Annotated in this window: 14 protein-coding genes; 7 read left to right on the plus strand and 7 right to left on the minus strand. The window is 61.4% G+C overall.

What is annotated here, in order from left to right; translation table 11 throughout:
* The first annotated feature begins 6 nt into the window (after positions 1–6).
* Positions 7–1,131, plus strand: coding sequence for a Gfo/Idh/MocA family protein (locus AC0L3L_RS13185; protein WP_473637880.1), 1,125 nt, complete (start codon positions 7–9; stop codon positions 1,129–1,131).
* Positions 1,132–1,324: 193 nt separating this feature from the next.
* Here AC0L3L_RS13185 and AC0L3L_RS13190 read toward each other — a convergent pair whose 3' ends face one another.
* The 7 genes from AC0L3L_RS13190 to AC0L3L_RS13220 form a co-directional block, all read right to left on the minus strand.
* A complete protein-coding gene (locus tag AC0L3L_RS13190) occupies positions 1,325–2,383 on the minus strand; it encodes a 3-carboxy-cis,cis-muconate cycloisomerase (protein ID WP_473637881.1) in 1,059 nt (352 codons plus the stop codon).
* Positions 2,380–2,994 carry a protocatechuate 3,4-dioxygenase subunit alpha gene (gene pcaG, locus AC0L3L_RS13195; protein WP_192355342.1) on the minus strand — a complete coding sequence of 205 codons (615 nt, stop codon included), beginning with the start codon at positions 2,992–2,994 and terminating at the stop codon, positions 2,380–2,382. The genes AC0L3L_RS13190 and pcaG overlap by 4 nt, the downstream gene beginning before the upstream one ends.
* Positions 2,994–3,752, minus strand: coding sequence for a protocatechuate 3,4-dioxygenase subunit beta (gene pcaH, locus AC0L3L_RS13200; RefSeq protein ID WP_473637882.1), 759 nt, complete (start codon positions 3,750–3,752; stop codon positions 2,994–2,996). The genes pcaG and pcaH overlap by 1 nt, the downstream gene beginning before the upstream one ends.
* Complete coding sequence (gene pcaC, locus AC0L3L_RS13205; protein ID WP_473637883.1) at positions 3,749–4,153, minus strand: 4-carboxymuconolactone decarboxylase; 405 nt, start codon at positions 4,151–4,153, stop codon at positions 3,749–3,751. The genes pcaH and pcaC overlap by 4 nt, the downstream gene beginning before the upstream one ends.
* On the minus strand, positions 4,150–4,950 hold the full coding sequence (gene pcaD / locus AC0L3L_RS13210; protein WP_473638000.1) for a 3-oxoadipate enol-lactonase: 801 nt from the start codon (positions 4,948–4,950) through the stop codon (positions 4,150–4,152). The genes pcaC and pcaD overlap by 4 nt, the downstream gene beginning before the upstream one ends.
* A gap of 5 nt (positions 4,951–4,955) precedes the next feature.
* Complete coding sequence (locus AC0L3L_RS13215) at positions 4,956–6,848, minus strand: bifunctional sugar phosphate isomerase/epimerase/4-hydroxyphenylpyruvate dioxygenase family protein (protein WP_473637884.1); 1,893 nt, start codon at positions 6,846–6,848, stop codon at positions 4,956–4,958.
* Positions 6,849–6,933: 85 nt separating this feature from the next.
* Positions 6,934–7,620 carry a TetR/AcrR family transcriptional regulator gene (locus AC0L3L_RS13220; RefSeq protein ID WP_473637885.1) on the minus strand — a complete coding sequence of 229 codons (687 nt, stop codon included), beginning with the start codon at positions 7,618–7,620 and terminating at the stop codon, positions 6,934–6,936.
* Between the two features lie 176 nt (positions 7,621–7,796).
* Between AC0L3L_RS13220 and AC0L3L_RS13225 the strand changes: the two genes are divergently transcribed.
* The 6 genes from AC0L3L_RS13225 (at position 7,797) to AC0L3L_RS13250 (ending at position 12,923) form a co-directional block, all read left to right on the plus strand.
* Complete coding sequence (locus tag AC0L3L_RS13225; RefSeq protein WP_473637886.1) at positions 7,797–8,705, plus strand: shikimate dehydrogenase; 909 nt, start codon at positions 7,797–7,799, stop codon at positions 8,703–8,705.
* A 48-nt stretch (positions 8,706–8,753) separates the two neighbouring features.
* Positions 8,754–9,740 (plus strand): TRAP transporter substrate-binding protein DctP, encoded by a 987-nt coding sequence (dctP, locus tag AC0L3L_RS13230; RefSeq protein ID WP_473637887.1) that lies wholly within the window; start codon positions 8,754–8,756, stop codon positions 9,738–9,740.
* 80 nt (positions 9,741–9,820) lie between these two features.
* Entirely contained in the window at positions 9,821–10,339 is a 519-nt protein-coding gene (locus AC0L3L_RS13235) for a TRAP transporter small permease (protein WP_473485447.1), read from the plus strand.
* Positions 10,336–11,646, plus strand: a complete 1,311-nt coding sequence (locus AC0L3L_RS13240) for a TRAP transporter large permease (protein WP_473637888.1) — start codon at positions 10,336–10,338, stop codon at positions 11,644–11,646. The genes AC0L3L_RS13235 and AC0L3L_RS13240 overlap by 4 nt, the downstream gene beginning before the upstream one ends.
* A complete protein-coding gene (locus AC0L3L_RS13245; protein ID WP_473485449.1) occupies positions 11,643–12,077 on the plus strand; it encodes a type II 3-dehydroquinate dehydratase in 435 nt (144 codons plus the stop codon). Before AC0L3L_RS13240 ends, AC0L3L_RS13245 begins: the two co-directional genes overlap by 4 nt.
* Positions 12,078–12,086: 9 nt before the next feature.
* Positions 12,087–12,923 carry a 3-oxoadipate:acetyl-CoA acetyltransferase gene (locus AC0L3L_RS13250; protein ID WP_473637889.1) on the plus strand — a complete coding sequence of 279 codons (837 nt, stop codon included), beginning with the start codon at positions 12,087–12,089 and terminating at the stop codon, positions 12,921–12,923.
* Positions 12,924–12,936 lie beyond the last annotated feature (13 nt).

A 12,936-nucleotide genomic window follows, 5' to 3' on the forward strand; every position in this document is an offset into this window, starting at 1 on the left:
ACTGATATGGCGAAGCACATTTCCTACGGCATCATCGGCTGCGGCATGATGGGGCAGGAGCATCTTCGCAATATCGCGCTGCTGCCCGATGTCGGCGTCGCGGCGATCTTCGAGCCCGACGCGATGATGCGCGCACGCGCGGCAGTCCTCACCCCGCAAGCGTCGATCGCCGGCTCGGTCGCGGAGGTGGCGGCCGATCCGCGCGTCGACTGTCTGCTCATCGCCAGTCCGAACTATGTGCACTTCGCGCAGCTCAAGGAAATCGCTGCTATCCGTGCGCTGCCCATCCTGGTCGAGAAGCCGCTTTTCACCGATCCGGTCGACGCAGCCGCGGTGAAGGCGTTCGCCGCGACCTATGCCGCACCAGTCTGGGTCGCGATGGAATACCGCTATATGCCACCGGTCGCTCGATTCATCGAGCAGGCGCAGAACGCCACCGGCGGCATCCGGATGCTGACAATCCGCGAACATCGCTATCCGTTCCTGGACAAGGTGGCCCACTGGAACCGCTTCAACCGTCGATCGGGAGGCACGTTCGTCGAAAAATGCTGCCATTTCTTCGATCTCATGCGGCTGATCCTGAAATCGGAACCGGTGAGGATCATGGCGTCGGCCGGACAGGAAGTGAACCATCTCGACGAGCGTTATGATGGCGAGACACCCGATATCTGGGATTGCGGCTACGTGCTGGTCGATTTCGCCAGCGGCGCGCGCGCCATGCTGGAACTGTGCATGTATGCAGAGGGCAGCCGCTATCAGGAGGAGATCAGCGCCGTCGGTGCGCGAGGTAAAGTCGAATGCCTGGTGCCGGGTCCCGGCCGCTTCTGGCCAGCTCATCTCGGCGCGGCGCCGACGCCGCAGTTGATCGTCAGCCCGCGCTTTCCGCAGGGACCGTACACCGTCGAGATCCCGGTCGACCTGCAATTGTTGACGGCCGGCGATCACAACGGCTCGACTTTCTATCAGCATCAGCGGTTCTGCGCCGCCCTGCGAGGCGAAGGGCAGGTTGAGGTGACGTTGGACGATGGCTGGAAAGCCGTCGCCATGGGTGTGGCCGCACAATTGTCGGCAAACCAGGGCACGGCCATTGCCAACCCACTCGATGCCTGCGAGAGCGCTCAGTGTGGCTGATGGTAGCTCAGGTGACCGCTTGATCTTACTGACTAAGTGGCAGCGGAGACGGCTAAATCGCAAGATCCACGCGTGAGCCGCCTAGAGCATTTTGCAGCCAAGTGGAATCACTTGGCGTCGCAGAAAATGCGGCTAAAACAAATAGATAGAGGGGATGCCTAGTTCAATTTGAACGCATCCCGCTCTAGTGGGATCAGTCAACCTTGCCTCCGATTGCCGCTATGGTTCGGACCAGCCTGTCCGCGACACAGGTCGATACTCCAGCCGCCATGAGCATCTGCGGCAAGATCAACCATTCCAGCGTCCAGGCTGCACCAGAGCGCTCTTGCTCATGGATCAGCGCATGATGCATTCCCGACAATTGAACTGCGTTGTAGCGGGCAAGCGTCACCAGCATCTCGGCGTCAATGGGATTGCGCTTGTGCGCCATGGCGGATGATGAACCGCCGCCCGCCCGTTGGAGCTCGTCGCCTGCCTGCGCCATCAGCGCAATGTCCTGCCCGAACTTGCCGAGGCCGCCCGTCACAAGCGACAGCCAGTTGGCCAGCTCAGCGATGCGGTCGCGCTGGCTGTGCCATTGCGACGCGTCGCCGAGGCTTAGCCGCCGGGCCAGCGCGGCACGGATGGCGGCGCCCTTGTCTGCGAACTTCTCGAGTGTCCCGACGGCGCCGCCGAACTGGATGACGAGAACCGATCCTCGCACCGATTGAAGCCGCTCGTGGTGGCGCACCAGCGGTTCGCGCCAGCTTGTGACGCGGTCGGCTACGGAAATCGGAATCGCTGCCTGCATTCGGGTTCGGGCCATCAGCGGGCGATTGCCAAACCGATGGCCGAGATCGGCGAAGGCGACCACCAGAGCCGAAAGCCGTTCTTCCAACAGGTCGATACAGGCGCGAATTCTCAGGATCATGGCCGTGTCGATCACGTCCTGGCTAGTCGCACCGAAATGCACATGCTCCGAATGCGGCTCTCCCACAGCATGCCTGATCTGCCGCACGAGCTCCGGCACCATGACGCCGTCGCGCGCCGTCGCGTCCCTCAGGGCCTGGATTTCCGGCCGGAAGTTGTCGAGGACACGTCCGATTGCGCTTGCTGCAGCCGCCGGGACGATGCCGAGCGCAGCTTCTGCGTCGGCGAGCGCTTTCTCGAATTGCAGCATCGTCGCAAGTTCGGCCTCAACGCCGAGCAGCGTCGCCATCTTCTCATCGCCGAGAAGCCCGGACAGGAGGGGATTGTCGAATGCTGCGATCATATGTCGAAGAAGACCGTCTCGTTGATGCCCTGGAGATGAATGTCGAACTTATAGATGTCGCCATCGCGCGGCGCGACCAGCGTTGACACCCGCTCTCTTTGCTCAATGCGCATCAGGACGGGATCCTCGGCGTTGGCGGTTTCCTCGTCGCTGAAATACATGCGGGTGTGAAGGCCAATGTTGATTCCACGCGCGACGATCCAGACCGTTAAATGCGGCGCCATCTTGCGGCCGTCGAAAAAAGGCACACGGCCGGGTTTGATGGTCTCGAACATGCATTCGCCCGTCGTCATGTCGGTGGGCAGCCGGCCCCAGCCGGTAAAATTGGGGTCGGCGGAGCCGCGCAGATCCGAGGGCGAATTGTAGATGCCGGCAGCGTCCGCCTGCCAGATCTCCACAAGCGCGTCCTTCAGCGGCGAGCCGGCGCCGTCGATCACCCGGATGTTGACCCTGATGCGTTCGCCCCTCGTCTTGTCGTTGACCATCGCGGTGCCAAGGTCGCGTTCATAGACGCCCGAAATACCGGCAAAGTTGGGCGTCAGCCCTATATGGACGTAGGGTCCCGCGGTCTGCGAGGCGCTTTCCTTCAGCCGACCGAGAGCCTGGACCATCAGTTGCCCTCGATGCGGTTTTCGAACAGCGTCGAGCGGCGGCCGCGCAGTACAATGTCGAATTTGTATGCCCGCGCATCCATCGGTATCGTTGCCTCCATATCGAGCGCGGCGGTGAGGCCTTCAATAGCGCGGCGGTCGTTGATGGTCCGCACGATCGGGCACCTCCAGATCATCGGGTCGCCCTCGAAATACATCTGGGTGATCAAGCGCTGCGCGAAGCCGTGCCCGAAAATCGAGAAATGGATGTGAGCTGGACGCCAGTCGTTGGGTCCGTTGGGCCAGGGATATGGCCCCGGCTGGATCGTGCGGAAACAATAGGAGCCATCCTTGCCGGTGATGGTGCGGCCGCAGCCGCCGAAGTTCGGATCGAGTGGCGCGAGATAAGTCTCCTTCTTGTGTCGATAGCGTCCGCCGGCGTTGGCCTGCCATACCTCCAGCAGCGCACCGGCGACGCCGATGCCGCGCTCGTCGAGTACGCGGCCATAGACGAGGATGCGCGGCCCGATCGCGCTTTCGCCCGGCCCGGCAAAATTGTGTATGAGGTCATTGTCCAGTTCACCGAGAATATTGTGGCCGAAGACCGGCCCCGTAAGCTCCGACAGGGTGTTGTCGAGGGAAAGAAGCGGCCGTTGCGGCGAGCGCAGCACGGAAGTCTTGTAGGCTGGCGTGAAGGCCGGCGGATGCCAGTTGCGGTCGCGCTGAAAGAAGGTGCCGATTTCCGGCGTGCGGTTGGCGGGAAAGCGCGAGTTGGTCATGATTTGCCGGCCTGAGCGTCCATTTCGTCGAACGTCTTCCTGGCGATCTTCATCGCATGATTTGCCGCCGGTACCCCGGCATAGATTGCCACATGGAGCAGTGCCTCGCGTATGTCGTCGCGCGTCGCCCCGGTATTGACGCTGGCGCGGATATGCATCGCAACCTCTTCGTCCTGCTTCAGCGCGGCGAGCAGCGCGATGGTGATCATGGAACGCTCGCGCTTGGTGATGCTCGGCCGCGACCAGACGTGGCTCCATGCAGCCTCCGTCATCAGTTCCTGGAAAGGAATGTCGAATTCGGTCTTGGCCGCCTCTGCGCGGTCGACATGGGCGTCACCCAGCACCGAACGGCGCGTCGCCATGCCTTCGACGTATCGGTTGCCGTCTTGTGGCTTGTTCATTTGCGCTCTCTTCGCATGTCGTTCAGGAAGCCACGGATCAGCCCAGCGAGCCTTTCCGGCTGCTCGACGCATGGGATATGGCCCGCACCGGTGATGACTTCGAACCGTGCGGCGGGGATTGAGCGGGCCAGCGATTCCACCAGTTCAGGCGGCGTCGATCCGTCCTGATCGCCGACAATGCAGAGTGTCGGCACTTTGATCGCGGCGGTCGTCGCGGTGAAATCGGCGTCGCGGATAGCCGCGCAGGCAGCAGCGTAGCCGGCCGGATCCTGGCGCGTCAGCATCGTTTTATATCCCGCCAGTTCCTCGCCGCGATTCTTATGGAAATCCGGTGTGAACCATTTTCGCATCACGTCGTCGGCAAAGCTCGCGATGCCCTCCGACAGGGCCGCGTTGATGCGCCCGTTCCACATCTCGGCCGTACCGATTTTCGCTGCCGTATCGCAAAGGATCAACCCCTCGATCAAATCCGACCGCGTCTTGTAAAGGCATTGCGCAATGACGCCGCCGATCGAAAGCCCGCAGATCACCGCGCGCTTTACGCCAAGATGGTCGAGTAGTCCTGCAAGGTCCGTCGCATGGGTCTCGATTGTTTGCGGCGCGCCACCCAGTTCACTCAGGCCGTGTCCGCGTTTGTCAAACGCAACGAACGTACAGTCGTCGGCGAGCCTTTGCTCGACCTCGTTCCAGATGCGCATATCCGTGCCGAGCGAGTTCGTTAAGACGACCGTTGGCCTGCCGGGTGTGGGACGATGCCGGTAGTGGATCGTCGCGCCATTAATGCGAGCAAAGTTCATACCCGTCATACCTTTGGCATTCCTTTGGGCCGCATCAGCCGTTTTTGCGCGGCGATGCGGAATGGTGCGTTCGGCGCACCATATCCTGCATAAGCGCCGCGCCGTTCAACAAACTCGATAATGAACCCCTCTCCGAATGTCGGCGCATAGAGCTGGAAAAACTCGCCGTTGTCGTCGCGGTCATAAAGGATGTTGGCTGAGCGTAACCGATCGGCTACCTCCGGATCCAAACCGAAGCGCGCTTCTACGTCGTCGTAGTAGTTCATCGATATCTGAAGCGGTTCGAAGCCGTTGGCCTGCAGCTTCGCCGCCGTCGCAAAGATGTCATCCGTTGCGAGTGCCAGATGCTGGACGCCGGAACCAAAGGTTTCGGCGATGAAATGGCCTGCCAGCGTGCGGTGACTCTCGGCGCCGTTCAGCGTCAGGCGGAAGCGCTTGTCCAGACCTTCGATCACCTGGCTACGCACGAGGCCGGCCGGATCGACGATGTCGACCATGGGGGTCTTGGCCGTCCTGAAGATCGAGACATAGAACAGCAGCCAGCTCGGCATCTCCTCCTGTGCCATGGTCTGCCCGACATGATCGATGCGGGTGAGGCCGACGCCATTGCCGGAAGTTGCCGGCATGACCGGCGTGAACTCTATGTCCCAGACCTTTGCCAAGTCGGTCTTGGCATCGAGGAAGTAGATCAGTCCGCCGCCGACGCCGCGGATCGCCGGGATCGACAACTCGCCGGGCCCGACCCGCTGGTGAAAGATCTCCGCGCCCAGCGCCTCGGCGCGCGCGACCGTGGCGGCGGCGTCCTCGACCTTCAGGCCCATCGCGTATGCCGACGTGCCATGGACAACAAAGGAAGAATGGGCAAAGCCCTGCCGCTCGGTGTTGATGACAATATTGATCTCACCCTGGCGGTAGAGCGTGACGTCCTTCGAGACGTGCCGACCGGCCGCGACAAAGCCGAGCATGCGCAACAGCGATCCAAGCTGTCCAGCGTCCTGGCGATCGGCCGCGAACTCGATGAACTCGACCCCTCCAACCCCGATGCGGTCGGGCATGGGCGGGATAGCCATGTCAAGTGCCGGTTCTTCGCGCCGCACCTGATCCATCAACCATACGAGCGAACGCCGTCCGTCGACGGAGATCGCCTTTGCCGACCCGCCACGGAACTGGTCGTTGAAAATCTCGAGCGACAGATAGCCGTCATAACCGGTTGCCGCGACCGCCTGCATGAACTGTCGCACCGGCAGATCGCCTTCGCCTGGCATGTTGCGGAAGTGCCGGCTCCAATAGAGCAAGTCCATTTCGATCAGCGGCGCGTCGGCGAGTTGGACGATGAAGATCTTGTCAGCGGGTATCGAACGGATGGAGCCGAGTTCAATCCTGCGGGCCAGCGTGTGGAAGGAATCGAGAACCAGCCCGACGTTCGGATGGTCAGTCCTGCGCACGATTTCCCACGCATCGCGATGATCGTTGACGTGACGCCCCCAGGCCAATGCCTCGTAGCCGACGCGCAGACCGCGCTTGGCGGCGCGCTCGCCAAGCTCGTGAAAATCCATGGCCGCCCGGTCGATCCCGCCAAGCGAGACTGGCGACACCGACGAGCATACCAGCATCAGGTCGGTGCCGAGTTCCTGCATGACGTCGAACTTGCGCTCGGCACGATCAAAGGCGCGGTTGCGCTGGGGCTCCGGCAAACCCTCGAAGTCCCTGAACGGCTGGAAGAGCGTTATGGTCAGACCTGCGTCGCCAGCCATTCGGCCGACGTCGCGCGGCGAGCCGTCAAAGGCGAGGAAATCGTTCTCGAAGATTTCGACACCGTCGAAGCCAGCGGCGGAAATTGCCGCGAATTTCTCCGCCAGATCACCGGCGATCGACACCGTCGCGATCGAAGTCTTCAAACGCGCCTCCTCCCTGGTTTGTTGTGAACGAACCAGTTCGTACATAATTAGGGCAACGCTGGCAGCACCGCAAGTTTCGGCGCGCTCAGCGTTCTGCGGGAGCTTCGTCCTTCGCGACAAAACGCAACAGCATCTCCACGCTGTTGCGTTTGAGCCGCTCGAGTTGTGCCGGCGCGCCGAAGTCGCGTCCGAAGATCATCGAAAAGGTGGTGCGATTGGAAACGTTGAAGAAGCACAGCGCGCTTACCTGCCAATGGAGTTCGACCGCGTCGAGTCCCGGCCGGAAGACCCCCTCTTCGACACCGCGTGAATAGATGCGAGAGATATGGTCGATCGCAGTCACGTTCAGTTCGCGGATCGCATCCGATTGTTCGAGGTACTGGCCGTGATGGATGTTCTCGATCATCACCATGCGGATGAATTCCTCGTGTCGGTGATGGTGGTCGAACGTGAACTCCACTAGGCGTGCCAGTGCCGCCACGGGGGGCAGACCTTCGGTATCAAGTTGAGCCTCGCCCTCGCGCACCTGGCGATAGGCGTTCTCGAGCGCGCGCAGGTAGAGGCCTTCCTTGTCGCCGAAGTAGTAGTAGATCATGCGTTTGCTGAAGCGCGTGCGCGCTGCAATCTCGTCTATGCGTGCGCCCGACAAGCCGTTCAGGGCAAACTCCTTGGAGGCGATCTCCAGGATGTTGCGGCGCGTGCCCTCAGGGTCCTGGACACGCGTCGTGCTCGCGTCCGGCTTCGGCTTTCGTTCTTTCTTGATAACGGCCATGCAGTTTGAGTTCCCGCCCCGGCGCAGCCGGCATTTGACTAAACTAACCAGTTAGTACATCATTCGCAAATCGCGACGGACTCATTTACCGGCGCGTTTGGCGTGAACACAAGGGCGATCCAGGAATTGCCGCATTTGGGCTGGGAGGCGGCCCGCCACAGGGAGGAATTTCGGAGATGGACGACAGCCTTGTCGATCTCCTTTGCCGTCTTGCGGACGAGCATAAGGGCGCCGCCAGCGGCGACAGCGAAAAGGTCGTGATTGGCCTTGTCGGACGCGGCATTCAGTCCTCGCGCACTCCCGGCATGCACGAGCGTGAAGCCCGGCGCCTCGGCATCGGCTATTCGTACCTTTTGCTCGATTTCGACCGGCTCGGATTTCCGGACGCGGCGATCGGCGACTTGATCGTGGCGGCGGAAATTGCAGGCTTTCACGGCCTCAACGTCACTCATCCGTTTAAACAGGCTGTTATGCCTGTCCTGGATGCGCTGTCGCCGGCAGCGCGCGCAATAGGCGCGGTAAATACGGTCGTCTTCGCTGGCGGACGCAAGGAAGGCCACAACACCGACAGCTGGGGTTTCGCGGAGAGTTTTCGCGAAGCGATGACAGGCGCATCGATGGGCAGTGTCGCGATGTTTGGCGCCGGCGGAGCGGGCGCCGCAGTCGCAAACGCGCTGATGGAAATGGGCGTTGGCCGGCTGTTCGTCCTCGACAGCCAACCCAGTCGCGCCTCGGATCTTGCGTCGCGCATGGGCGCCTTGTTCGGCGGTCGCGTCGAGACGTGGCCGGACCCGGCCGCAGCCGTGCGCATGGCAAACGGCATCGTCAACACGACCCCGGTGGGCATGGCGAAATACCCCGGAACACCGTTCGACACGGCTCTTCTGACAGCCGAAAAATGGGTCGCCGACATAATCTACTTTCCGACCGAAACAGAGTTGTTGGTCGCGGCCCGTACGATCGGCTGCAGAACGCTGCCGGGCATCGGCATGGCGATCTATCAGGCCGTCCGCGCGTTCGAACTCTTCACCGGGTGCAAGGCCGACCGCCGCGCCATGGCAGATCATTTCGAGGCCGCCGCATGAAGGCAATGACGCCTATAACCATATGAAGACCATAGGGAGGAAATCGACATGAAAGCTGAAATGAACCGACGCCTGTTTATGGTCGCCGTCGGCGCACTCGCCGCCGGGACCGCCGTTCCCGCCTTCGCGCAGGACAAACCGAAGCTGCGTTTCTCGGCCGTGTTCTCGGAACAGGACATCCGGGCCGAGATGATGAAAATGTTCGCCGACGCCATCAAGGACGACTTTGCCTTCGAGGGTTATTACGGCGGCAACCTGTTCAAGCAGGGCACCGAACTTGTCGCCATCCAGCGCGGCAATCTTGAGATGGGCAACGTTGCCCCGCAGGACATCTCCAAGCAGATTCCGGCGTGGTCTATCGTCACCGCCGGTTACTTGTTCCGTGACGCCGCGCACGTGAAGGCCTTCTTTGCCAGCGATGCCGGTGCGGAGCTGAAGAAGATGACCGAGGACCAGCTCGGCGTGAGGGTGCTTGGTCCCACCTATTTCGGCCTGCGCCAGGTCGGCCTGAAGCCAGACAAGGAAATCAAGACTCCCGCCGACATGGCCGGCATCAAGCTGCGCATGCCGGGTGGCGACGCCTGGCAATTCCTCGGCCAGGCGCTCGGCGCGAACCCTACGCCAATGGCATACGCCGAGGTCTATACCGGCCTGCAGACAGGCGCGATCGACGGGCAGGACAACCCTCTGCCCAACGTGGAGAACATGAAATTCTACGAGGTCATGTCGCAGATCGTACTTACCTCGCACCTTGTCGGATTCGACCTTCTCAGCATCTCGAAAAAGGTGTGGGATGAGATGGGGGCCGAGAAGCAGGCAAAAGTCCAGGCCGCGGCGGACAAGGCGATCGACTTCTCGACAGAGAAACACCTGACGCGCGAGAAGGAACTTGTTGAAACATTCAAGGGCAAGGGTTTGAAGATTTACGAGCCCGATGTCGCAGCATTTCGCAAGCATGTGCAGGAGCAATATCTTGCCTCCGACCTGGCCAAGGAATGGCCGGCCGGGATGGTCGACAAGATCAACGCGCTTTGACGCGACAAAACTCGCCAGCCGGTCCGCTTGTGACCGGCTGGCCCAAACTCGTTTAGCCAGACGCCTGCCAGGGAGGCATCATGAACCCGGGATTGAGAAAGGTCGGCGGCTGGCTCTACCGGCGCGCCGAGAACGCCATCGCCATCGCAATCGGCGCCATGTTCGCCGCGTTTCTGCTGCAGGTTGTTTTTCGCTATCTTCTCAACTGGCCGACGGGCTGGAGCAACGAGCTCACCGTCGTGCTCTGGATCTGGGTTGTGCTGTTCGGCGCAGCGTTCGTCGTTCGTGAAGAAGAGGAAATCCGTTTTGATCTCCTCTACGCCACAGTCGGTCCGGACATAAGGCGGGTAATGACGCTTGCCTTCGCAATCGCTCTCGTCGCGCTCTATGGCTGGTCCTTTCCGGCCGTCTTCGACTACGTGACCTTCATGAAGGTCGAGAGCACCGCCTACCTCAAGATACGCTTCGACTGGCTGTTCTCGATCTATCTCGTCTTCGTGGTCGCCGTGATCGCCCGCTACCTATGGCTCGCGTGGCGTGCTCTCCGCGGCGAAGCACCGGCGGAATTTGACCCCACGAAAGCGAGCTCCGGCGTATGAATCTCGCGAGTCCCTTTTCGCTGTCAGTCGTTGCGATCACAGCGCTGGCCTTGCTTGGCCTGCCGATCGGTCACTCGATGATCGCCGGGTCGATCCTCTATCTCTGGCTTGCAGGGCTCGACATGGGCACCTCCGCCGAGCAGCTCCTCAACGGGCTCTACACAAGCTACATTCTGCTTGCCGTACCGATGTTCATTCTCGCCGCGGAGTTGATGAACGCCGGAACAATGACCGACCGGCTGCTGCAATTCTGCAACGCCGTCGTCGGCCGTTTTCGCGGCGGCCTGGCGCAAGTCAACGTGCTGCAGTCGATCATCTTCGCCGGCATGTCCGGCTCGGCCATCGCCGACGCCGCGGGCACCGGCAAGATGATGCAGCAACTCATGACTAAGGATGGCAAGTACCCGGCGAGCTATGCCGCTGCGCTGACAGCCGTCACCTCCGTCATCGGCCCGATCATTCCTCCGTCAATTCCGCTGGTCATCTACGCGCTAATCTCGGATGCATCCATCGGCTACCTCTTCATTGCTGGTATCGTGCCGGGCCTTCTTCTCGCCCTGACGCAGATGATCATCGTCGCCATCGACGCGCGCCGGAAAAACTTTCCGGTCGAGAAGCCGGTGCCGCTCAGGGAACTTCCGGGGATCACCTTTCGCGCATTTCCGGCGCTGATGCTGCCGGTCGTTCTGCTGGTCGGCATAAGGGGCGGCGTGATGACCCCGACCGAGGCGGCGGCGGTCGCCGCCGGCTACGCGCTGCTCATCTCGGTCGCGATCTATCGCAGCGTGACGCCGGGTCAGCTCTACCATGCGCTTCTCAACAGCGCCCGCACCACCGCCTCGATCGGCATGCTCATCGCCGGCGCCCTGGTGTTCAACTACGTCGTCACGGTTGAGAACATTCCGCAGTCCCTGTCGGTGATCCTGCAGTCCTGGGATCTTTCGCCGATGGGTTTCCTGATCCTCGTCAACATCCTGCTGCTGATCCTGGGCTGCGTGCTGGAGGGGACGACTATCCTGCTGGTGATCGTGCCGGTGTTGATTCCGACGGCGAAGGCGCTCGGCGTCGACATGGTGCATTTCGGCGTAATGGTCGTCGTCAACATCATGCTCGGGCTCGTCACCCCGCCCTACGGGTTGCTGCTGTTCATCATGACTCGTATCGCAGAGGTATCGCTGCGCGACCTGGTGCACGACGTAATGCCGTTTCTCTACGCCATGATTGCCGCCCTGATGCTGATCACCTTCTTCCCATCGCTGGTGCTGTGGCTGCCGCGCCTGCTGGGCTATCAAGGAATAGGACCATGACCAAGCCAATCTTCGTCCTCAACGGCCCAAATCTCAACCGGCTCGGCATGCGCGAGCCGGAGATCTATGGGAGGACGACACTCGCAGAAATCGAGGGGATGTGCCGTGACGCCGCCGGCGACCATCCGATCCGTTTTCACCAGTCGAACATTGAGGGCGAAATCGTCAACTGGGTGCATGAGGCGATCGACGACGGCGCGGGCATTCTGATCAATCCCGCGGGTTTGAGCTTCATTTCGATCCCGGTGCTCGATGCGCTCAAAATGTTTCCAGGCCCGATCGTCGAACTGCATATCTCGAACATCCATCGCCGCGAGGAGATCTATCATCGGTCGCTGGTATCGAAGGTCGCCACCGGCGTGATCGCGGGGCTCGGCGCCGAGGGGTATCCGCTCGCGATCCGCTGGCTCATGGACCAGGTCGACCGATAGTGTATCGCCATGCCTGAACCCTGTATCATCGCCGTTGCGATCACCGGCTCGCTGCCGCGCAAGGAAGACAATCCTGCGGTGCCAATCAGCGTGGCCGAACAGATCGAGTCGACCCAGGAAGCCTTTGAAGCAGGTGCGTCGCTGGTGCACATCCACGTGCGCAATGACGATCAGAGTTCATCGTCTGAACCAACGCGCTTCGCTTCCGTTCAGGCGGGGGTGCGTAGGCACTGCCCCGGGATGATCGTCCAGTTCTCGACCGGCGGGCGCGGTCGTGATCCTGCCGCGCGTGGCTCGGCGCTTTATCTGAAGCCGGACATGGCCTCGCTCTCGACCGGTTCGGTCAACTTCCCATCCATAGTCTACGAGAACCATCCCGCCCTGATCGGTGATCTCGCAGCCGCGATGAAGGCAAATGGCGTGCTGCCGGAGATCGAGATCTTCGACCTGTCGCACCTTCACACTGCCAGGCGGCTGGCCGACGGGGGACTTATAGGTGAGTGCCCGCACATCCAGTTTGTCATGGGCGTGCAAAACGCACTGCCTGCGGAGGAGAGATTGCTCGACGTGCTCCTCAGGGAAGCGAAACTCCTGTTTCCACAATCCACCTGGACAGCGGCCGGAATAGGCCGCAACCAGACGATCGTAATGCAATGGGCGTTGGCGCGCGGAGCAGACGCAGTGCGTACCGGACTTGAGGATAATATCAGGATCACTAGGGAACGCCTGGCGCGCAGCAACGCGGAGCTCGTCGAACTCGCGGCGGCCTCAGTCGAGAAGTTTGGTCGGCGTGTCGCCACCGTCAACGAGGCGCGCCAAACGCTTGGTCTGCCGTCAGGATCGTAATTCCCGGCCGCAA

Source organism: Mesorhizobium sp. WSM4849, from assembly GCF_055811385.1.

Bases quoted from the DNA above. Each gene is read 5' to 3' on its own strand.
- AC0L3L_RS13185 (WP_473637880.1), top strand. From the start codon at position 7: ATGGCGAAGCACATTTCCTACGGCATCATCGGCTGCGGCATGATGGGG.
- AC0L3L_RS13190 (WP_473637881.1), bottom strand. From the start codon at position 2,383: ATGATCGCAGCATTCGACAATCCCCTCCTGTCCGGGCTTCTCGGCGAT.
- pcaG (WP_192355342.1), bottom strand. From the start codon at position 2,994: ATGGTCCAGGCTCTCGGTCGGCTGAAGGAAAGCGCCTCGCAGACCGCG.
- pcaH (WP_473637882.1), bottom strand. From the start codon at position 3,752: ATGACCAACTCGCGCTTTCCCGCCAACCGCACGCCGGAAATCGGCACC.
- pcaC (WP_473637883.1), bottom strand. From the start codon at position 4,153: ATGAACAAGCCACAAGACGGCAACCGATACGTCGAAGGCATGGCGACG.
- pcaD (WP_473638000.1), bottom strand. From the start codon at position 4,950: ATGAACTTTGCTCGCATTAATGGCGCGACGATCCACTACCGGCATCGT.
- AC0L3L_RS13220 (WP_473637885.1), bottom strand. From the start codon at position 7,620: ATGGCCGTTATCAAGAAAGAACGAAAGCCGAAGCCGGACGCGAGCACG.
- AC0L3L_RS13225 (WP_473637886.1), top strand. From the start codon at position 7,797: ATGGACGACAGCCTTGTCGATCTCCTTTGCCGTCTTGCGGACGAGCAT.
- dctP (WP_473637887.1), top strand. From the start codon at position 8,754: ATGAAAGCTGAAATGAACCGACGCCTGTTTATGGTCGCCGTCGGCGCA.
- AC0L3L_RS13235 (WP_473485447.1), top strand. From the start codon at position 9,821: ATGAACCCGGGATTGAGAAAGGTCGGCGGCTGGCTCTACCGGCGCGCC.
- AC0L3L_RS13240 (WP_473637888.1), top strand. From the start codon at position 10,336: ATGAATCTCGCGAGTCCCTTTTCGCTGTCAGTCGTTGCGATCACAGCG.
- AC0L3L_RS13245 (WP_473485449.1), top strand. From the start codon at position 11,643: ATGACCAAGCCAATCTTCGTCCTCAACGGCCCAAATCTCAACCGGCTC.
- AC0L3L_RS13250 (WP_473637889.1), top strand. From the start codon at position 12,087: ATGCCTGAACCCTGTATCATCGCCGTTGCGATCACCGGCTCGCTGCCG.